Below are 19,672 nucleotides of genomic sequence, written 5' to 3' on the forward strand. Positions count from 1 at the left end.
CGCCTCGCCGATGCAGCGAGTTGATCACGATGCCTTCCTCACGACGCTGGCGATCTGTTCGTAATGCCGCATCTCCAGGATGCGAGTCACCCAGGGCTTGATGGCGGAGAAAAACTGCTGGAAGTCCCCGCTCCGCCGAAAACCCTGCATATGCCCTTCCACCGAATCCCACTCGATGCGCAGGATATAGCAGGACGCTTCGTCCAGGCCGCGCGACAATTCGTAGCCCATGCAGTGGGGCGATGCATCGAGGCTTAGCCCCGCCTTGGCATAATCGGCCTCGAACGCATCGGCGTCCTGCGCGGGAATGTCATATCGGATGTATTCCACGATCATGGGCTGTCCTCCTGAGCAAGATACAAACTGGGCAAGATGCATACTGGCCGCCTTTGTAGTGCACTTCGCCACCACACGCTACGCACCTTCAGGTAACCCGAAGCCGACCATGGATGCCAAGACCACTACCCGTCGCCACTCGTCGTTCGCCTGCCCGGTCGATGTCACGCTGAGCATGATCAACGGCAAGTGGAAGCCGTTGATCCTGTGGCAGCTGGCCACACGGCCGCGGCGCTTCAGCGAACTGCAAATGGCGATGCCTCGCGTATCGCACAAGATGCTCACCCAGCAACTGCGTCAGCTGGAAGCCGATGGCGTGATCCAGCACATCGCCCACGACCAGCCTTCGGCCGCAAGCACATACCAGCTGACCGAATTCGGGTGTACCTTGCGCCCGGCGCTCGACGCGCTTGCTGCCTGGGGGAAAACCCACCACCAGGCGATCGGCGCGGACTACCCGAGCTGGGAGTGACATGTCGCCACAGGCACAAAGTCCTTGAGCGAGTTTCGGCATGCGACAGGAAAGCGTCTCGATGCCGGGGCAGTCGATCCCGCGATACACACGCCTGACCAGCTGTGAGCCATTCATCGATAGGAGAAGTGCATGTCGTTTCGATCTGCCTTGCCATGGTTTTTGCTGACGGCTCTCGCGCCTGTCGCGATCGCCGCCACCTCGCCGGATCCCACGCCGGCGTCCGCCCGTGCCCGCTTCGACGAGGCCACCCATCAATGCCGGATGGACAACGGTCGGCTGTGGGGCAAGTCGCTGTGCGGACCGATGCTGCTGGTGGTGCCCGCCACGCGACAGGTGATCGCCAGCCAGTCCGATGCGCAAGGCAAGCTGCATGCCGAGGGCAGCGTATTCGTCGGTCAGCTACCGCCCCAGGAGAACATCGCCAACACCTCGCTGACCTGGGCCGGCGTGCAATGGAGCGAGATGCTGTGGCCGCTGCCCGACGATGCGCAGGATCGGCGCACGCTGATGGCACACGAATCCTTCCACCGCATCCAGGACAGTCTCGGCCTGCGCGCCGGCGATGGCGATAACGCGCATATGGACACCTTCGAAGGCCGTTACACGATGCAGCTGGAATGGCGCGCGCTGGACGCCGCACTGGCGGCCACCACCGACGCCGATCGCCGCGCACGCGTCACCGATGCCTTGGCCTTCCGCGCCGCGCGCTATCGGAGCTTTCCCACCGCTGCGCAATCCGAAGCCGTGCTCGAACGCAACGAGGGCCTGGCTGAATACACCGGCGTGATGGTGGGCAACAACACCTCGGCCGAGCGGCTGGCGGTGGCGCACAAAGACCTCACCATCCATACGCACGATGCAGGCCTGACACGCTCGTTCGCCTACGCCACCGGCCCGGCGTATGGCCTGCTGCTGGATCGCTATCGTCCCGGCTGGCGCCACGACATCGTGCAAGGCGGTTCACCGGCATCCTTGCTGGCTGCCGCACTGCACATCGACATGACGGCGGCGGCGGAGATCAACTCGCGCGCTGCCCGTTACGACAGCGTCGCCCTGATGGCAACCGAGCGCGACCGGGCCGCCGCACAGGCCCGGCAAGTCGCCGCATACACCGCCCAGTTCGTCACCGGCCCGGTAGTGCTGGTGCCACTGAAGCACATGAAGGTGCAGTTCAACCCGAGCAACCTGGTACCGCTCGGCAAAGCCGGCACGGTCTACCCGACCATGCACATCAATGACGACTGGGGCAGCATCGACGTGAACGGTGGTGCCCTGCTCGCCAGCGACTGGTCGCGCCTGTCGGTAGCTGCGCCATCCGGCAAGCTCCACGGCGACAACCTGCAGGGCAAAGGCTGGACCATGCAACTGGCGCCGGGATGGCAGGTCGTGCGCGGCAAGCGTAAAGGCGACTGGATGGTGAAACCGGCCGCTCAAAATAGGCGTCCAGCGCCACGGGGTTTGAAAAAACCAGCGTCGTAATGCCGCCGAGGCCCTGACATGACGCTCTGAAGCCAAGCCCTCGATGCAACGGTATGGCGGTGCGTCTCCAGCTCCGGCGCGCAGGCGAAGCGACAGCTTCCGTCAGGGTTTATTTTTCGCAGCATCATTTTTACGACACGAGGAACCCATCCATGTCTTATCCGCGACAGCTCCCTGCTACCGGCACGTGCCGCTGTGGCCGCGTGCGTTTGCGTGTCACCAAGCCGGCCCTGCTCACCATGGCGTGCCACTGCCACGGCTGCCAGAAGATGACGGGCAGCGCGTTTTCGCTGTCGCTAGCGATGCCCGCCGACGGGGTGGAGGTGCTCGAGGGCGAACTGGTCCGCGGCGCCTTGCAGGAGGAGCACATCCACCTGTATTGCGCGTTCTGCAAGTCGTGGGTGATGACCCGTCCGGCGGGAATCGACTGGCTGATCAACCTGCGTGCCTCGATGCTCGACCCGCATGCGGACTTCGTGCCGTTCATCGAGACCTATACCGATGCCCGGCTCTCCTGGGTATCGACCCCGGCCAAGCACAGCTTTGCCGGCCTGCCGGCGATGGAGGAGTATCAGCCGCTGGTCGAGGCATTCGCCGCCGAAGCTTGATCGAATGCCCGCTCCGAGCCGCCCCCTCCTGACCTTCTGCAGGATCAATGGTTTTGGCCCGTATTTTCCCGAAGCCGGCGAGGCGTGAACCTCGTCTTCTTTCGCTCCCCCCAAGCGCTACCATACTGGCACTACACCTGCACAGCACCACGCCCGGGCGCTAGAGCCCGGCAATGTCATGATCTCGAAGCTGCCTCCCCTTGCCGAAGTGCTCGAACTGGTTCCCGACGCGGTCTGCGTCGTCGATGCCGAGGGCCACTTTCTGTACGTCAATGGATGCTTCGAGGAGATCTTCGGCTACGCACCCGACGAGGTGCTTGGGCGGCGAATATTCGACCTGATCCATCCCGATGACCGCGCGGCGACCATCCAGCAAGCCCAACAGGTGATGGGCGGCACGCCGCAGCGGCATTTCCGCAATCGCTACATCCACAAGAACGGTCACAGCGTAGACATCCAATGGTCGGCCCGCTGGCTGCCCGACTACGGTGTGCGTATCGGGGTAGCCCACGAAGTAACCGAACTGCGCCGCACCGAGCGTGAGCTGGAGCACCGCGCCAGCCACGATCCGTTGACCGGATTGTCCAACCGCCACCGGTTGCACTGCGAGTTGCAATACGCCATTGCTCACGCGGCACAGACCGGCGACGGACTGGCCGTGCTCTACATGGACCTCGACGGCTTCAAGGAAGTCAACGATCGGGGCGGGCATGACGCCGGCGACCGCCTGCTGTGCGAGGTCGCGCAGCGACTGCAGCATGGTCTCCGTCAAGGCGACTTGGTGGCCCGTGTCGGTGGCGACGAGTTTGTCGCGCTGCTGTCTGGCTGCCGCGATATCGAAGCCGCCCGGATCGTCGCCGATGGCCTGCGCGCTCGCCTGAGCCTGCCCTACACGCTACCCGATGGCTTGTTCCAGCTGGATGCCAGCGTCGGGATCGCCTGTTTCCCCACAGACGGAAGCGACCCGTACGCCTTGCTGGCGCACGCCGACCGCGCGATGTATGTGGACAAGCGCCAGCGGCCGCGGCGCGGTGACACCGACCTGGCCCGCGACATCGCCGCGGACGCCTGATCGCCCGTTGTTCCCTGGCTTTTTGGCCAGCCGCAGGCGTGAGGTTCAACCACCGTATTGCTTGGGGAGCGGCAGGTCGGGACGCTCGCCCTGCCAGTAAATCGTCACCACCCACCAGCGATGGCCGTCGAACAGCAGTTGGAAGCTGTTGATGCCGCGCTGGAACGGCTTGGCATCCGCTTCGGCATGACGCGATTCGTAGGTGCTGAACACCTGGGCGATGTCGCCGTAGCGCTCCACCGTGCGGTGCGACTCGCGTTCGAAGAACCCATCTTTCTCCATAAGAGGTTCGGCCCGGCGAATGTAGTCCTCTACGCTCATGACGCGGGCCTCGCTGGCGCCGCCGTCCTTGCCCGCATGCACGGAAATCAGCCGGGCGCCCGGAACAAACAGCGAGCGCATGCGATCCCAATCGCGCTTCTGGCCTTTGGCGCCGGAGATCACGCTGTAGACCGCCTTCATGACCGCGTCCATCGAGGACACATCCGTGGGTTGCGCGACGGGTGTTGCGGGTGTGCCGGCGGCGGTTTGGCTGGATGCCGCAGCACTTTGCGCCGCGACCGGCTGCCATGCGGACGCTGCGAACACCAGCGCGCAAGGCAACAGCCACGTACGGAACGAGATAAGACGCATGGTGTGCTCTCCGCTGTTCGTGAGATGAAGACCGTACCGCATGTCGCACACGACCCCGAACCAGACATCGCGCCGCCTGGGCCGCGCCAATCCGCTGCCTGGCCTGGCAAGCGGAACTGACCCCTTTCTGCTTGGGGGTGTCCCGTCGCAGTGCCTCACCTTAGCGACGCCCGCATGCATTCCGGAACATGACTGACGACACAGGTGTCAGCATGGCCACCGCACCAACGGGACCCCGTCGAGCGGCCGCGTTACCATCGTCACTTGCCTGGCACCGGCCGGCGTACGACGCTTGACCGGGTGACCCTGGGGAGCGAACAACGTGAACATCGCAACGCCCTCTCTTGCAGTTCGCGCGACAGCCGACGAAATCCCAACCGCCCGTGTCCGCATCGAGTCGGTCGACCTGCTGCGCGGAATCATCATCGTCATCATGGCGCTGGATCACGTCCACGATTTCTTCGGTGCGCTCGATGCCAGCCCGACTGATCTCGCCACCACCACGCCAGCACTTTTCTTCACTCGCTGGATCACCCACTTCTGCGCCCCGGTGTTTTTCATGCTCACCGGCACCGGCGCCTGCCTGGCGCTTCAGCGCATGTCGAAAAGCGAACTGTCGCGATTCCTGCTCACGCGCGGTCTGTGGTTGCTCTTCCTCGAAGTGGTGGTGATGCGTTTTGCCCTGCAGTTCAACCTCGACTACCGAGTGACCATGATCACCGTGCTGTGGGCGCTGGGCTGGTCGATGATCGTGCTGGCGGGGCTGATCCATCTGCCGAATTGGGCCATCCTCGCTTTCGGCGTTGTCCTGGTTGCGGGCCACAACCTGCTGGACGGCATTCCACCGACGGCTTTCGGCAGCCTCGCACCGCTGTGGTCGGTGCTTCATGCGCCAGGCTTTCTCCTCAACACCCCCGGCCATATCGTGTTCGTCGCCTATCCGCTGATCCCCTGGCTGGGCGTGACCGCGCTCGGCTACATGCTGGGACAGACGTATGGCTGGAGCGACGACCGCCGCCGGGCGCTGCTGCTCCGGCTCGGCGTCGGGCTCAGCCTGGGCTTCGTGCTGCTGCGGCTGCTGAACGTATACGGCGATCCGGTGCCGTGGTCGGTGCAGAAGTCTCCACTATGGACGCTGCTGTCCTTCCTCAATCTCCTGAAGTACCCGCCGTCGCTGCTGTTCCTGATGATGACGCTGGGGCCGGCGCTGCTGCTGTTGCACGCGTTCGACAACGGCGTGCCGGGCTTGCTGCGCCCGGCACTGATCATCGGCAAAGTGCCGCTGTTCTTCTATGTCCTGCACTTCTACCTGATCCACCTGCTGGCGGTGGCTACCTGCTATCTGCGTTTCGGCAACGTGAGCGGCATGTTCCAGTCGCCTGACCTCGGCCACTTCCCGTTCACCGCGCCACCGGGATGGGACATCGGACTGCCGACGATCTACCTGCTGTGGGCATGCGTGGTGCTGGCCTTGTACCCGCTCTGCCGCTGGTATGCCGGCGTAAAGCGGCGGCGCAAGGACTGGTGGCTCAGCTATCTTTGAGCGTCATCCGGCACGTGGGGAATTTGAAGCATCCGGCAGTGGGCGCCGGTCCGAATCCATCCTCTAGCCAGCAGACGATGGATTTCATCCCGACTTCTCCTGTACCTATACATTGGCCAGGAACGTCGCGGACGGAGCGAAAAACAGCGTGCCGGTGACGGCTTTGCTGAAGTCCAGCAGGCGGTCATAGTTGCCCGGGGGCTGACCGACGAACATGTTGACCAGCATCTGCTCGATCCGGTCCGGCGATCGCGCGTAACCGATGAAGTAGGTGCCGAACTCGCCCTTGCCCACCTCGCCGAACGGCATGTTGTCGCGCACGATTTGCAGCTGCTTGCCGTCCTTCTCGATATTGGTCAGTACGTTGTGCGCGTAGGGGGCTTTCTCGGCATCCGTCTGTTCGATATCCGAGAGTTTCGCCCTGCCGACGATGTTTTCCTGTTGCTCGACGGGCACCGCGTTCCATGCCTTCAGATCGTGAAGGTACTTCTGCGTAATCACATAACTTCCACCGGCGAAGGCAGTGTCTTCGTCGCCGATGATCGCAGCGTCGATGGCGTCCTGATCCACGGGATTCTCGGTGCCGTCGACAAAGCCGAGTAGATCGCGTTCGTCGAAGTATTTGAAGCCGTGCACTTCGTCTGCCGTAGCGACGCCATCGCCGAGGCGGGACATGATCTGCGTCGCCAGCTCGAAGCACAGATCCATGCGCGTGGCGCGGATATGGAAAAGCATATCGCCTGGCGTGGAAACGGCGTGGTGCTGTCCCTTGATCTCGCGGAACGGATGCAGATCGCGGGGCCTCGGTTGCCCGAAAAGCCGGTCCCACGCGCCGGACCCGAAGGCCATGATGCAAGACAGGCGTCCGTCGGGATCGCGAAAACCCACCGCGCGCAAAAGAGACGCCAGGTCGCCACAAAGCGCCCGCACTGCCTCTTCGTGCTGAGGTCCGGGATTCAACGTCACCACGAGAAAAATGGCGGCGCTCGTAAGCTTGGCGACAACGGGTTGCGGAACGACGGAAGACACTAGCTACCCCTTATCAATGGTTTTGCCCAGTATGACTGGGCTCTTTCTTCAAAGGTGAAATGACGTTGCCGCGGCACGGGCAATATCCGCGAACAGCGCGTTACGCTCCGCTTCCGACGCGGATGAGTCAGTCAGGAAGGCGGCAACGATCACCGTGTGACCGTTCGGCCCACTGAGAATGCCGATGTCGTTGAACGAAGCCATCCTGCCATCCAGTGAATAGGACGTGCCTGTCTTGTCGGCGAGACCAACTCCCCGCGGCACCCCGGCCCTCAAACGGTTGGGAATGGTTTGCGCGGCCATCAGGTCGAGCAGATGCTGCGTGGAAGCCGGCGTCAACAGCTCATTGCCGTGAAGCTTGCGCAGGAACATGACAGCGGCATCCGGCGTGCTTCGATTGTAGGGAGCGGCAAGAAACGCCTTGAAGCCGCGACGGTGGCGTTCTAGCGATGCCTGCGCGGATTCCTTCGCAGGTACCTCCTGCCCGGGTCCCAGGTTCTGAAATATCCGCCCTACTCCGGCCTCGTCCAGATCGACCCGCATCCCATCGATGCCATGCACGCGTAGAAACGCGGTCACCACCTGCGGACCACCGACGACTTTCACCAACGCATCCACAGCCGTGTTGTCGCTTTCGCTGACCGCGGCCTTCAACAGCTGTTCCACCGTGAACGTCATCCGCTCGCCACGGAAATGCGCACCGATGGATGGCACGGCCGAGCCACTCAGCACGTCCGCGCGGGTCAGCGTCACCTGTTGTTGCAGCGAGAGCTTCCCTTCATCGATGCGCCAAAGCACCGCGGCGGCCACCGGCGCCTTGAACACGCTCATCATCGGAAAGGCCTGACCGCCATTGACACTGGCTTCGGCACCGCTTTGCAGATCGAGCACGGCGACACCGAGCGTTCCCGGACGCGCGCGCCGAGCCAGCGCGTCGAGTGTCTGCTGCAGCCTGACATCCGGCGTTTTCGCCGCGGCAGCATCGAGCGCTTTCGCGGATGGCGCCACGCAGGCGAACGAAAGCGCGAATACCGCCGCAGCCATGATGGAGCAACGAGTACGAGAACGATGCATGGGACGCTTCCTGGTCGAAGAGGGAAACCGACGGCAATCTGGCACACGATTATGGCGAAGTCGTGGCCTGTCGCTGGCCGGGAGCCGGTTCCGCCGCAGCGAGCGCCGCGGCTTCCGCATCGTCGAACAGGCGCGAACGGGCGATGAAACGCACGCCGTCCACCGCTTCGAGCGAGAAGCTGTCACCGCCGCCGTCGACGACGTCGATGCATAACTGGCAACGCGCCACGTACCGGAAATGCGCCACAGCGACATGGAACGGACAGCCGTCTATCACGCCCAGCAGCACGTCCTGCTGGCCGACGCGAAAATCCGCGGCGCGGAAGCACATCGGCGCGCTGCCCTCGCAACAGCCACCGGAGAGATGAAAGATCAACTCGCCATGTTGCGCGCGCAACTGCCGCAGCAGTTCGAGCGCTCTGTCGGTGAAGACGACCCGGTCGGGCAACACCATGTTCTCCAGGAAGGTCCGGCCCAGCCGCCGCGGCCGGACCGGTATGTGAGTGGTGAACCTCTCAGAACAGCCCGGCGGCGTGCGTGTCGTAGCTGACCAGCAGGTTCTTGGTCTGCTGGTAGTGCTCGAGAATCATCTTGTGCGTCTCGCGGCCGAAGCCCGACAGCTTGTAGCCGCCAAAGGCGGCATGCGCCGGATACTGGTGATAGCAGTTGGTCCACACGCGACCGGCCTCGATGGCGCGGCCGACGCGATAAGTGTTATGCACGCTGCGCGACCACACGCCTGCGCCGAGGCCATACACGGTGTCGTTGCCGATCGCGATGGCATCGTCCAGATCCTTGAAGCGGGTCACCGAAAGCACCGGTCCGAAGATTTCCTCCTGGAAAATACGCATGCTGTTGTCGCCGGAAAACACCGTCGGCTGCATGAAGAAACCCTTGTCCAACCTGCCGCCGAGCTGCGCCCGTGCGCCACCGGTGAGGCACTTGGCACCTTCCTGCCGGCCGATGTCGACGTAGCCGAGGATCTTCTCCAGCTGCCCGGCCGAGCACTGCGGTCCCATCTGCGTGGTCGGGTCCAGCGGATCGCCGACCTTGATCTTCGCCACGCGGGCCACGGCGCGTTCGACGAACTCGTCGAAGATCGAATCCTGCACCAGTGCGCGCGAGGGGCATGTGCACACCTCGCCCTTGTTGAAGGCGAACAGCGCAAAGCCTTCCATCGCCTTGTCGAGGAAGTCGTCTTCATGGTCCATGACGTCGGCGAAGAAGATGTTCGGCGACTTGCCGCCCAGTTCCATGGTCTGCGGAATGATGGTCTCGGCGGCGTATTGCATGATCTGCCGGCCGGTGGTGGTTTCGCCGGTGAAGGAAATCTTGGCGATACGCGGGCTGCGCGCCAGCGGCGTGCCGACCTCCGAACCATGCCCGAACACCACGTTGAGCACGCCCGGCGGCAGCAGGTCGCCGATCAGATCCATCAGCACGGCGAGACTCATCGGCGTATCCGACGCCGGTTTGATCACGACACAGTTGCCCGCCGCCAGCGCCGGCGCCATTTTCCAGGCGGCCATCAGCAGCGGGAAGTTCCACGGAATGATCTGGCCGACCACGCCCATCGGTTCCTTGAAATGGTAGGCGATGGTGTCGTGGTCGATTTCCCCGATGCTGCCCTCCTCCGCGCGGATGCAGCCGGCGAAGTAGCGGAAATGGTCGGCCGCCAGCGGGATGTCGGCGTTGAGCGTTTCGCGGATGGGCTTGCCGTTGTCGCGGGTTTCGACCCGCGCCAGCAACACCACGTTGGCCGTGATGCGGTCGGCGATGCGATTGAGGATGGCGGCGCGGTCGGCGGGCGAAGTGCGGGCCCAGCCTTTCCGCGCGGCGTGCGCGGCGTCCAGCGCGCGCTCGACATCGTCTGCGTCCGAGCGCGCGATCTCGCACAGCACGCTGCCGTCGATAGGGCTGATGTCGGTGAAGTAGCGTCCCTTCGCCGGCGCCTTCCACTCGCCGCCAATGAAGTTGCGGCGGGCTGCTTTAGCGCTTCGTATGCCATGGTCGTACTCCGAATCGGTCGGGGGGAAAACAAGCTGCGGCGTGACGGAGCTCCCGCGACTGGGATCGCTCCCTCAGCCTCTCTCGCAGATTCCGAGCGTGCGACGGGTCGGCGACACAGACATTGATCAGGGTCAAGTTCGGAGGCGCATCGATGCAGCCGGCGCCCGACGCTTCGATACGAATCATGTCGATCGCGTTACAACGAGCCGGTAGTTGACCCAAATCATCTTGAGCGGCCGCCTCGCCGCATAACCTCGCACAGACATCTGGTCTGCAACGAGGGACGCTCCATGGCAAAGACGATGAAAGCGGCGGTCGTCAGGGAATTCGGCAAACCCCTGAGCATCGAGGAAGTGGCTGTTCCGATTCCCGGGCCCGGCGAGGTGCTGGTGAAGATCGTGGCTACCGGGGTGTGCCATACCGATCTGCACGCGGCCGATGGCGACTGGCCGGTGAAGCCGACGGTGCCGTTCATTCCCGGACACGAAGGCGCCGGCATCGTCGCGGCAGTAGGCCCTGGAGTGACCCACCTCAAGCGAGGCGACGCGGTAGGCATCGCATGGCTGCACGACGCCTGCGGCGGCTGCGAGTACTGCGTCACCGGTTGGGAGACGCTGTGCGAAAGCCAGCACGACAGCGGCTACAGCGTGAACGGCAGCTTCGCCGAATACGCCATAGGCGCAGCCGACTACGTTGCCAGGCTGCCCCACAACGTCGACTTCGCGCAGATGGCGCCCATCCTCTGCGCCGGCGTCACCACGTACAAGGGCATCAAAGAGACCGAGGCCCGGCCCGGCGAATGGATCGCGATCTCCGGCATCGGCGGCCTCGGCCATGTCGCCATCCAGTACGCCAAGGCCATGGGCCTGCACGTGGTAGCCCTGGACGTCAGTCAGCAGAAGCTCGATCTGGCACGGCAGCTGGGCGCCGATGCGGCCTTCAACGCCCTCGATAGCGATGTCGCCGGCCAGGTCATCGAGGCCACCCGCGGCGGCGCGCATGGCGTACTGGTGACAGCCGTCTCCCCGCCGGCCTTCTCGCAGGCGCTGCGCCTGGTCAGGCGCAAGGGAACCGTGGCCCTGGTGGGTCTGCCACCGGGCGATTTCGCCACGCCGATTTTCGACGTGGTGCTCAAGCGGATCACCTTGCGCGGCTCCATCGTCGGCACCCGCAAAGACCTGGCCGAGGCAGTGGCGTTCGCCGCCGAAGGCAAGGTGCGCGCACACATCCACCACGCCCGCCTGGAAGACATCAATACCGTGTTCGCCAATCTCAAGGCCGGCACGGTCGACGGGCGAATCGTGATCACGCTTTGAAATTTTCGGCATGCCTTGTCCATGGGCAGGCCGAAGCTCGATGCGAAGAAGGAGGCTCGGGCGATCGAGCCTTTCACGGCGCGTGAACAACATCAGCGCACGCACCGGGCGGGATGCTTCGCTGGTACGGCAAGGACGTTCGTCAAGCGGTGGCTGTGTCATGCCCCTGAGCGGCCTGATCCGGCCCAGGCCAATCCTGATGTCGATTCCGCCCATCTCCGTTCGTCGCATACAGGAACGCGGCCATCCTGTCCGCCCACCCCACCGAGGAGATAGCCATGTCCTATATCGATGGTTTCGTGATCGCCGTGCCCAACGCCAATCGCGAGCAGTTCATCAAGCACGCCAAGACCTTTGATGCCATGTTTCTGGAGTACGGCGCCACCCGCGTGATGGAGTGCTGGGGCGACAACGTGCCCGAAGGCAAGCTCACCGATTTCCGCCGCGCCGTGCAGGCAAAAGAAGACGAGTCCGTGGTGTTCTCGTGGGCCGAATGGCCCGACAAGGCCACCCATGATGCCGGCATGGAGAAATTCATGAAGGATCCCCGCATGGCGGCCGCAAGCGACATGCCCTTCGACGGCAAGCGCATGATCTTCGGCGGCTTCGCACCGGTGATCAGCCTGGGGGCGTAGCCAAACCGGGGCGACGCCCTACCTGTTCGCCGCGCCACGATCGCCCGTGACTTCCGCATGCAGCCGGCGGGAGGGAAGATGGGTCGCATAAAAAAAGGCGCCCTTTCGGGCGCCTCCGGCTCAGGGGCGTGAGCTCACCATCACCCGTCCTTGTTGCTCCCACCGAACCTCCGATGTCTGCACCGCTAACATCCTGTCGGCTCGTTATGGCTGTGGGCAGCTAAAAAATACGCCACTGGCATCCCACCCGACACTGGCATTTCCTACAGTAGCCGTCTCCATGGCGTCGTGCCTTCGGTACTGGCTTGGTCACCAAGCGCCACCCAAACCCGGGCCAGCTCATCCGCCCCGGTATCCCGTGGGCACTCAATTGAGGGATCGGCGACCGACCCACAAGCGCTGGGGACCCGCCCCCTGCCCGGCAAGCTTGTCGTAGGGATTGCGCAGCCGGCAGCGATCGATCGACAGGCAACCGCAGCCGATGCAGTCATCGAGGGTGTCGCGCAGCTTCTTGAGCTGCGCCATGCGCTCGTCAAGATCGGCGCGCCACGCGGCGGACAATCGCGCCCAATCGGCGCGGGTCGGCGCGGCCGTGGCAGGCAATGTCGCCAGCGCCGCAGCGATGTCGGTCAATGCAATGCCTACTCGCTGGGCCACGCGGATGAATGCCACGCGCCTCAGCACGTCTCGCGCATAGCGTCGCTGATTGCCCTGCGTGCGATCACTGCTGATCAGCCCCTTGGTTTCGTAGAAATGCAGGGCCGACACCGACACGCCGGCGCGTCGCGCCACTTCGCCTACCGAGAGAGTCGGAGAGATTCCGGCCTGTTCCAGTCTGGTTTTCATGCATCACCTCTTGACCTCAACTTTACATGAGGTTTTACAGTGCATGCCCATCCCGGTTCAAACCCACGCTTCGCAGGAGCCTCCACCATGACCACCCCAGCCAGCCACGCCGCGTCGATCTTCCGCATCGACCGCTTCGTCGTCCCCGCCGAAGCCTTGCCCGCCTTCATGGAACGGCTGCGCTTCACCCAGAAAACTCTGGATACCGTGCCCGGCTGCAAGCAGAACCTGGTGCTGAAACAGGACGGCAGCCCGGGCGTGTTCAACATCATCACTCTGGTCGAATGGAGCGACGCGGAGGCAGTCACCGCCGCCAAGGCCACCATGCAGGCGAAGTACACCGAAGAAGGTTTCGACCCTGCAGCGTTCATCCAGAAGCTGGGTGTGCAAGCGGATATGGGCGTCTATCGCGACGCTTGACGATCGCCCGCGACAACGCGGTCGATCCTTTTCTTCGGTCGGCGCAGACGCCTCAGCATGGATAGTTGTTGACGTACAATAATTGTATTCATACAATCATTTCATGAAAACGACTCATGCGCCCGCAAGACAGCTCAAGCCGCACCCAAGCCTGATCCTCGCCATTTGCTGCCTCAGCCTGCTGATGGTTGCGATGGATGTCACGATCGTCAACGTCGCGCTCCCCTCGATTCACCACGACCTGAGCGCATCGATTTCCGGACTGCAGTGGGTGATCGATGCCTACACGATGGTGGTGGCCAGCTTGTTGATGATGGCCGGCTCCATGGCAGATCGCTTCGGGCGCCGACGCGTCTTCCTGATCGGCATGGGCGTCTTCATGCTCGGTTCGCTGCTGTGCAGCCTGGCTACCAACATCCACGGTCTGATCGCCTTCCGCGTGTTGCAGGCCTTGGGGGCCACCATGCTGAACCCGGTGGCGATGTCCATCATCGTCAATACCTTTCATGAACCGAAGGCACGCGCCCGCGCGATCGGCATATGGGGTGCCGTGGCCGGCGTCTCGATGGCGTTGGGGCCGCTGATCGGCGGTGCCCTCACGCAAAGCATCGGCTGGCGTTCGATCTTCTGGGTCAATCTGCCGATCGGCGCGGCAGCGATGGTGCTGGCAACGCTCTATATACCCGAGTCGAAAGCGGCGCAGCCGCGACGGGTGGACCCGGTCGGGCAGACGTTGGTCTTTGTCGCACTCGCCATGCTGACTTACGCCGTTATCGAAGGGCCGCATATCGGCTGGAATACGCCGATCATCGCCGGTGCGTTTACGTTGGTCGTACTCGCCATCGTGTCCTTGCTGGTCTACGAGCCGCGACGGGATGAGCCGCTGATCGACCTGCGATTCTTCCGCAGCACCCCTTTCAGCAGCGCCACCGTGATCGCCATCTGCAGCTTCTCGGCCTTCTCCGGCTTTCTATTCCTCAATACCCTCTACTTGCAGGAAGTGCGTGGCTACTCCGCGTTTCAAACCGGGTTGTGTACGCTGCCGATGGCTCTTGCAACCATCCTTTGTTCACCTCTTTCCGGAAGGCTGGTCGGTACCCATGGCACGCGGCCCTCGTTGTTGATCTCCGGTACGGCGACCACCATCAGCGCGTTAATGCTCACGCCATTGACCGCAACGACGCCGCTGGGTGTGCTGCTGGTGAGCTACGTGATCTTCGGCATCGGTTTTGGCATGGTGAACGCGCCCATCACCAACACCGCCGTTTCAGGCATGCCGAAGGCGCAAGCCGGGCTGGCCGCTGCAGTGGCATCCACCAGCCGACAAATCGGTGCATCCCTTGGCGTGGCGATTGCCGGTACCATTGCCGGAGCCCGGGGCGTGCTGCACAACTTCCCTCAAGCAACGCATCCGTTCTGGTGGCTGGTCGGCGGCGGCGGTGTAGCAGTGGTTTTTCTGGGCTGGCTTTCCAGCACATCCTGGGCTCATGGCACCCGGCGCCACGCTGCGCATCTGCTGGAAGAGGTGCCCACGGGAGCGGCGGTGTGAAAAAGGCAGTACCGAAACAGAGTGACACCGATTTCATCTGGCAAACCCTGGTCGCCTGGGTGATGGACAGCCGCGGCGACTGGCGCCGCAAGGTCACCGACGCCACCGGATTGCCCTTCAGCCGGATACGCGCACTCAAGCGCCTGGGCGCCGGCCCGATGACGCTCAAGGATCTCGCGGACGCCATGTCCACAGACGCCCCAGCTGCGACCGTCGCCATCAACGATCTGGAAAACCGCGGCCTGGTCGAACGTTACCCTCATCCTGAAAACCGGCGTGCGAAGCTGGTGGCGATCACGGCCGCGGGCCGTAGCGTCGTCACCACTACACACCGGGTTATCGAAACAACCCCCTCTGCCCTGCAGAATTTGTCGACCACGGATATCAAGACCTTGCGAAACATTCTGGACAAGATCGTGGCGCATCAGGAATCTCGAGCCGAAGACTGACCGAAGTTCGAAAAAACCGGACAGAGTGGACTGGCCAGGATTTGACGGACATCTTCGACGCCACCCTCTGGAGGTCGGCGCTACGCGCGTGATGAAGTGCTGATGCGATGGCGTACCCGACGGCAGCACATGACTCTCGGCGCCTTCGCGCAGGTGGTCAGCCGACCGGCGTAGTCGTGAGATCAGGCAATTGCAGGCGCTTCCGACCTCATCGGCTTTGCTCGCGGATCGCCAGGTTTGGTGCTATTGCTGCCGTGCCCACTTCGCTATTGGGAAAAGAGATGCCGGACCTTCCCTTGCGCTGCTCCATGGTTTCGGTGGTGGTCGTCAGGGGCGCCGGCGAGAACGCCCGTACTCTGCTCGCGCATCGGGCCGTAGCGCACCTGCAAGGGCTGTGGACTTACGTGGCCGGACACATCGAGCCAGGCGAAAAAGCCTGGCAGACCGCCCTGCGCGAACTGCACGAGGAAACCGGCCTGCAGGCCACTGCCCTGTATTCGGTCGACCGTTGCGAAATTTTCTACGACGTGCGCGACGAGTGCATCGCCATCGTGCCGGCCTTTGTCGCCTTCGTGGATACCGCCGCCGAGGTCCGCCTGAACCACGAACACGACGACCACGCATGGATGACGTTCGCCGAAGCGATCGCGCGGCTTCCCTTCAGTGGGCAACGCGACATATACGCCGACGTCCATCGCGAGTTCGTACTGCGGCCACCGCCGGATGCACTGCGCATGCCCTGCTGACACCCGGCAGGCTTGTTTGGCAAGTGGCTCTGACCCAGATGTTCGCGCAGACATTTCAGACCTGGATATTTACGAGCGCTGCACACGTCTGGTGAAAACATCGCTCTGTTAAGGTCCGAACTGGTTGTCCCAGCGCGGCGCGTTTCACGGTCGACAAAGAGGAACGAATCATGACGAAGCAAACACGCACACCGTCGCTTGCGCTTGGCGCCGGCCTTGCCGCTGGACTTCTGATCTCGGTAATCCCTGGCACAGCCGCCGCGCAAAATAGCTGGCCAGGCAGCAAGGTTGGCGAGCCGACGCCCACGGTAGCGGGCATGCCGCCGGAACTGGCCAAGAACCTGGCCAACTTCGACGACCTCGACTTCCACGTTTACACCGGGCAGCAATGGGAAAACCTTCATAAGAGCCACGGTCAAAACATCGTTGTGCACTACCCGGATGGCCACACCACCAGGGGCATCCCGGATCACATCAAAGAACTGAAGTTCATGTGGACCTTCGCGCCGGACAATCGCATTACCGAGCACCCCGTGCGGTTCGGCACGGCGGACGCCCAGTGGACAGCCGTCATGGGATTCCTCGACGGTACCTTTACCAAGCCCATGGTCATGGCGAACGGCACCGTGATTCAGCCCACCGGCAAGGCGTACCACCTCCCGATGGCGACCCTGGGGCATTGGAACAAGCAAGGTGTCATGGCCGAGGAATATCTGTTCTGGGATAACGCCACACTCATGAAGCAAATCGGGGTTGGCAAGTAAACCCGGGCCATCTCACTCCGACCCAGATATTCGGTCAGTTCCCGTTCTTCTCAGCCCGCCCTTCGCACCGCGTCCTCGGCGGCCGCCTCGATCAGCTTGCGCACGGCGGCCTTGCGGCGCTTGCCGACCGTCAGCTGGGTGAATACTGCGAGACTGGTGAGCACGAAGAGCATGTCGACCAGGTCGGCCGAGGCGCGGATACGCACCGCCCCCCGCTCGACCAGCCGCCTCACCACGACCGACATCGTCTCGCGCCGCCGTTCGTTGCGGGCGCCAAGGCTCTCTGCAAAATCGGCGTCGCCCGAGGCAGCCCCATGCAGGCTGGCCATCGACCCCAGGTCGAGACCCCAGAAGTCGCAGAAGATCCCAATCAGCCGGCGCAGGCTCGCCATGGGATCGGGATCGGCCAATGCCGCGCCGATGCGATGCAACCCGCCACGCGTTGCCAGCTCGTCAAACACTGCCTCAAGCAGGGCACGGCGCGAGCCGAGCTGGTTGTAGACGGTCAGCCGGCTCACTCCGGCTGCATTGGCCACCGACTCCAGTGAAAACCCCGCCACGCCAGCCTCACGCAGCAGCGCGGCGGCTGCCGTCACGATGCGCGCACGAGTCTGCTCCGCCGCCTCTGCTCGCGCAGCGCCGCGATAGGTCCGCGCGGTCATCTTGTGCACCTCGATAATTCACTATACATTTCGTATACCCAATATCCGATGTGAGGCCGTCATGCAAACCCTGCTGGTTGTTCTCATTGTGCTGCACGTATTGACCGGCGTGTTCTGGGCCGGCTCGACCTTCGTCCTGGCGCGCACCGGGGGCGCCAGCGCGGAACACCTGGCCTTTCCGCAGTTCGGCGCCGCCATCGCCACCATGCTGATGGGTATCGCCGTCTGGGCGCTCGCGCTGCGCACCGTCCCGCCGATCCCGTCGCTCCACGTGCTCGGTGCCGGCGTGATCTGCGCCGTGCTCGCCGCGGTGGTACAGGCGCTGGCCCTGCCGGCAGTGCGGCAGCTGCGGACGCGCAGCCCGGATGAGATCGCGCCACGCCGCCGCATCGCCATCCATCAGCGTATCGCTGGCGTACTGCTGATGATCACCGTAGTGAGCATGGCGTTGTGGGGACATATTTGAAGAGATGTTTATAGCGAACAAATGAACCTGAGCCACCCCCTTTCCCCGACCTATCCCTAGTTGTCGTGTGCCGCATGCATGCGACGGATGCGCACCGTGCTTCCGCCTTCGTAGATCACGACGTAGGTGGAGCCTTCATGCGTCTGCTGCGTCACGTGCACGGGGTCGGCCTCGATGGCTTTCTGCAGAGCGTCCTGGTGAAACGCCGCCAGATCGCCTTCCGGAATCAGTATCAGGGGTGGGCTGATCTGCTGGAAGCTGCTGAAGTGGCTGCTGCACCCGGCTGTTGTGTTGAACAAGCCCTGGCCGCAGCCCACGGCGGATACTTCCGGCAGGCGCTTGAGCCAGATGAAATACTTGTTCTCGTGGGTGATCCAGACGCGATTGTGTCGAGCATCGTTGCCGCCGATATCGTCCGACTTCCAGAAGCGGACCAGCGAAGCCTGGTGGCAGTCGGCTGATGCGCATTCCTGCAGCACCAGATATTCGTTGTCCTGCAGACGTATGGGCTCGATGCTGAGGATGTCGTCCTTCACCAGCGCCTGTGCCGGGAACACCACCGCAGGCATGCGCGGATCGACCTTGAAGTCGCCGGAGATCAGATAGCCGCCGTGTTGCGACGAGTACGCCGGCGCGGTGACCTTGACCGCAGGCAAAGTGGTTTGCGCCCGGGCGACGAGACTCGCCAGGGCCAGGCTACCTAGCCATAGGGTGCATGCGGATTTCATCGGGCCTCCTAGCCATGGACGAAACAGCCGCCGCTATGGCACATGGCGGCGAATGACGTTGCCATCGTAGCAAACACCTATTGCCACAGAATGGCTACCCATGAACCCGGTCCGATGAGCGGAACGCGTGTTCGCCCAGAACAGCCCTTCGACATTGCCGCCCGCAACTTAATTCACCCACTCCTTTCAGGCGTGTCGATCTGCGCACCCGTCGTTCGTCGAAGAGAATGAAGGGCACATCCCCGCTGCCCTGAACTCAGGAGAATCCACATGGCCAGCAAGAACACGATTTGCCTTTGGTATGACGGCACCGCGCTGGACGCCGCTACTTTTTACGCCAAGACGTTCCCGGATAGCGCCGTGGGCGCCGTCCATCGTGCACCGGGTGACTATCCCGCGGGCAAGCAGGGCAACGTGCTGACGGTGGAGTTCACGGTCATGGGCATCCCGTGCCTGGGCCTGAACGGTGGCCCCGGGGTTCCGCACACCGATGCGTTCTCGTTCCAGGTGGCGACCGACGACCAGGCCGAAACCGACCGCCTGTGGAACGCGATCATCGGCAACGGTGGCCAGGCAAGCGTCTGCGGCTGGTGCAAGGACCGCTGGGGCCTGTCGTGGCAGATCACCCCGCGCGCCCTGGTCGCAGCGGTCACCGATTCGGATCCTGTCGCGGCCAAGCGCGCATTCGACGCCATGATGAAGATGACGAAGATCGACATCGCCGCGATCGAGGCCGCCCGCCACGGCTGAGGAAGCCGAAGGACATACCGGCGATGGCTTGGCCACGCCGGGCAGCGCTTCGACTCCGCACGCGGCGCGGGCTACGCTCAGC

At 63.4% G+C, this 19,672-nt stretch carries 23 protein-coding genes; 14 read left to right on the forward strand and 9 right to left on the reverse strand.

The window, feature by feature from the left end; all coding sequences use genetic code 11:
• Window positions 1–24: 24 nt before the first annotated feature.
• Complete coding sequence (locus tag BUA26_RS00565; protein WP_072757007.1) at window positions 25–336, reverse strand: antibiotic biosynthesis monooxygenase family protein; 312 nt, start codon at window positions 334–336, stop codon at window positions 25–27.
• Window positions 337–445: 109 nt separating this feature from the next.
• On the opposite strand from BUA26_RS00565, the gene BUA26_RS00570 reads away from it, so the two are divergent.
• The 4 genes from BUA26_RS00570 (at window position 446) to BUA26_RS00585 (ending at window position 3,970) form a co-directional block, all read left to right on the forward strand.
• A complete protein-coding gene (locus tag BUA26_RS00570; protein WP_072757008.1) occupies window positions 446–808 on the forward strand; it encodes a winged helix-turn-helix transcriptional regulator in 363 nt (120 codons plus the stop codon).
• A 132-nt stretch (window positions 809–940) separates the two neighbouring features.
• The gene (locus BUA26_RS00575; protein ID WP_072757009.1) at window positions 941–2,290 is read left to right on the forward strand and encodes a hypothetical protein; all 1,350 of its coding nucleotides are present in this window, start codon (window positions 941–943) and stop codon (window positions 2,288–2,290) included.
• A 152-nt stretch (window positions 2,291–2,442) separates the two neighbouring features.
• A complete protein-coding gene (locus BUA26_RS00580) occupies window positions 2,443–2,898 on the forward strand; it encodes a GFA family protein (RefSeq protein ID WP_072757010.1) in 456 nt (151 codons plus the stop codon).
• 178 nt (window positions 2,899–3,076) lie between these two features.
• Window positions 3,077–3,970 carry a diguanylate cyclase domain-containing protein gene (locus BUA26_RS00585; RefSeq protein WP_072757011.1) on the forward strand — a complete coding sequence of 298 codons (894 nt, stop codon included), beginning with the start codon at window positions 3,077–3,079 and terminating at the stop codon, window positions 3,968–3,970.
• Window positions 3,971–4,015: 45 nt separating this feature from the next.
• On the opposite strand, the gene BUA26_RS00590 is transcribed toward BUA26_RS00585, so the two are convergent.
• Window positions 4,016–4,603, reverse strand: a complete 588-nt coding sequence (locus BUA26_RS00590; protein WP_218587759.1) for a hypothetical protein — start codon at window positions 4,601–4,603, stop codon at window positions 4,016–4,018.
• Window positions 4,604–4,925: 322 nt separating this feature from the next.
• Here BUA26_RS00590 and BUA26_RS00595 point away from each other — a divergent pair, with 322 nt between their 5' ends.
• Complete coding sequence (locus BUA26_RS00595) at window positions 4,926–6,146, forward strand: acetyltransferase domain-containing protein (protein ID WP_178368508.1); 1,221 nt, start codon at window positions 4,926–4,928, stop codon at window positions 6,144–6,146.
• Window positions 6,147–6,251: 105 nt separating this feature from the next.
• Here BUA26_RS00595 and BUA26_RS00600 read toward each other — a convergent pair whose 3' ends face one another.
• The 4 genes from BUA26_RS00600 to BUA26_RS00615 form a co-directional block, all read right to left on the reverse strand.
• On the reverse strand, window positions 6,252–7,175 hold the full coding sequence (locus BUA26_RS00600) for a Dyp-type peroxidase (RefSeq protein WP_083572820.1): 924 nt from the start codon (window positions 7,173–7,175) through the stop codon (window positions 6,252–6,254).
• Between the two features lie 48 nt (window positions 7,176–7,223).
• Window positions 7,224–8,249: a class A beta-lactamase gene (bla, locus tag BUA26_RS00605; RefSeq protein ID WP_343124220.1), complete on the reverse strand. Its 1,026-nt coding sequence runs from the start codon at window positions 8,247–8,249 to the stop codon at window positions 7,224–7,226.
• Window positions 8,250–8,298: 49 nt separating this feature from the next.
• A complete protein-coding gene (locus BUA26_RS00610) occupies window positions 8,299–8,703 on the reverse strand; it encodes a DUF779 domain-containing protein (protein ID WP_072757013.1) in 405 nt (134 codons plus the stop codon).
• Window positions 8,704–8,764: 61 nt separating this feature from the next.
• Window positions 8,765–10,252 carry an aldehyde dehydrogenase family protein gene (locus BUA26_RS00615; RefSeq protein WP_072757014.1) on the reverse strand — a complete coding sequence of 496 codons (1,488 nt, stop codon included), beginning with the start codon at window positions 10,250–10,252 and terminating at the stop codon, window positions 8,765–8,767.
• 297 nt (window positions 10,253–10,549) lie between these two features.
• Between BUA26_RS00615 and adhP the strand changes: the two genes are divergently transcribed.
• On the forward strand, window positions 10,550–11,575 hold the full coding sequence (gene adhP / locus BUA26_RS00620) for an alcohol dehydrogenase AdhP (protein WP_072757015.1): 1,026 nt from the start codon (window positions 10,550–10,552) through the stop codon (window positions 11,573–11,575).
• Between the two features lie 278 nt (window positions 11,576–11,853).
• Window positions 11,854–12,210, forward strand: a complete 357-nt coding sequence (locus BUA26_RS00625; protein ID WP_072757016.1) for a DUF1428 domain-containing protein — start codon at window positions 11,854–11,856, stop codon at window positions 12,208–12,210.
• A gap of 366 nt (window positions 12,211–12,576) precedes the next feature.
• Here the strand turns inward: BUA26_RS00625 and soxR are convergent, their stop codons facing one another.
• Window positions 12,577–13,056: a redox-sensitive transcriptional activator SoxR gene (soxR, locus tag BUA26_RS00630; RefSeq protein WP_072757017.1), complete on the reverse strand. Its 480-nt coding sequence runs from the start codon at window positions 13,054–13,056 to the stop codon at window positions 12,577–12,579.
• 87 nt (window positions 13,057–13,143) lie between these two features.
• Here soxR and BUA26_RS00635 point away from each other — a divergent pair, with 87 nt between their 5' ends.
• The 5 genes from BUA26_RS00635 to BUA26_RS00655 all read left to right on the forward strand — a co-directional run bounded on the left by BUA26_RS00635 (window position 13,144) and on the right by BUA26_RS00655 (window position 16,984).
• Window positions 13,144–13,476, forward strand: coding sequence for an antibiotic biosynthesis monooxygenase (locus BUA26_RS00635; protein WP_072757018.1), 333 nt, complete (start codon window positions 13,144–13,146; stop codon window positions 13,474–13,476).
• Between the two features lie 103 nt (window positions 13,477–13,579).
• Entirely contained in the window at window positions 13,580–15,025 is a 1,446-nt protein-coding gene (locus tag BUA26_RS00640) for an MFS transporter (protein ID WP_072757019.1), read from the forward strand.
• On the forward strand, window positions 15,022–15,474 hold the full coding sequence (locus BUA26_RS00645) for a MarR family winged helix-turn-helix transcriptional regulator (RefSeq protein ID WP_218587760.1): 453 nt from the start codon (window positions 15,022–15,024) through the stop codon (window positions 15,472–15,474). Before BUA26_RS00640 ends, BUA26_RS00645 begins: the two co-directional genes overlap by 4 nt.
• A 281-nt stretch (window positions 15,475–15,755) precedes the next feature.
• Window positions 15,756–16,220, forward strand: coding sequence for an NUDIX hydrolase (locus tag BUA26_RS00650; protein WP_072757020.1), 465 nt, complete (start codon window positions 15,756–15,758; stop codon window positions 16,218–16,220).
• Between the two features lie 170 nt (window positions 16,221–16,390).
• A complete protein-coding gene (locus BUA26_RS00655) occupies window positions 16,391–16,984 on the forward strand; it encodes an ester cyclase (RefSeq protein WP_083572821.1) in 594 nt (197 codons plus the stop codon).
• 50 nt (window positions 16,985–17,034) lie between these two features.
• On the opposite strand, the gene BUA26_RS00660 is transcribed toward BUA26_RS00655, so the two are convergent.
• Window positions 17,035–17,646, reverse strand: coding sequence for a TetR/AcrR family transcriptional regulator (locus BUA26_RS00660; RefSeq protein ID WP_072757021.1), 612 nt, complete (start codon window positions 17,644–17,646; stop codon window positions 17,035–17,037).
• Window positions 17,647–17,707: 61 nt separating this feature from the next.
• Here BUA26_RS00660 and BUA26_RS00665 point away from each other — a divergent pair, with 61 nt between their 5' ends.
• A complete protein-coding gene (locus BUA26_RS00665) occupies window positions 17,708–18,112 on the forward strand; it encodes a hypothetical protein (protein WP_072757022.1) in 405 nt (134 codons plus the stop codon).
• 56 nt (window positions 18,113–18,168) lie between these two features.
• On the opposite strand, the gene BUA26_RS00670 is transcribed toward BUA26_RS00665, so the two are convergent.
• On the reverse strand, window positions 18,169–18,840 hold the full coding sequence (locus tag BUA26_RS00670) for a hypothetical protein (RefSeq protein WP_072757023.1): 672 nt from the start codon (window positions 18,838–18,840) through the stop codon (window positions 18,169–18,171).
• 270 nt (window positions 18,841–19,110) lie between these two features.
• Here BUA26_RS00670 and BUA26_RS00675 point away from each other — a divergent pair, with 270 nt between their 5' ends.
• Window positions 19,111–19,590 carry a VOC family protein gene (locus tag BUA26_RS00675; RefSeq protein ID WP_072757024.1) on the forward strand — a complete coding sequence of 160 codons (480 nt, stop codon included), beginning with the start codon at window positions 19,111–19,113 and terminating at the stop codon, window positions 19,588–19,590.
• Window positions 19,591–19,672 lie beyond the last annotated feature (82 nt).

Source organism: Rhodanobacter sp. OK091 (assembly GCF_900142825.1).
In the GTDB taxonomy this organism is placed as follows: Bacteria; Pseudomonadota; Gammaproteobacteria; order Xanthomonadales; family Rhodanobacteraceae; genus Rhodanobacter.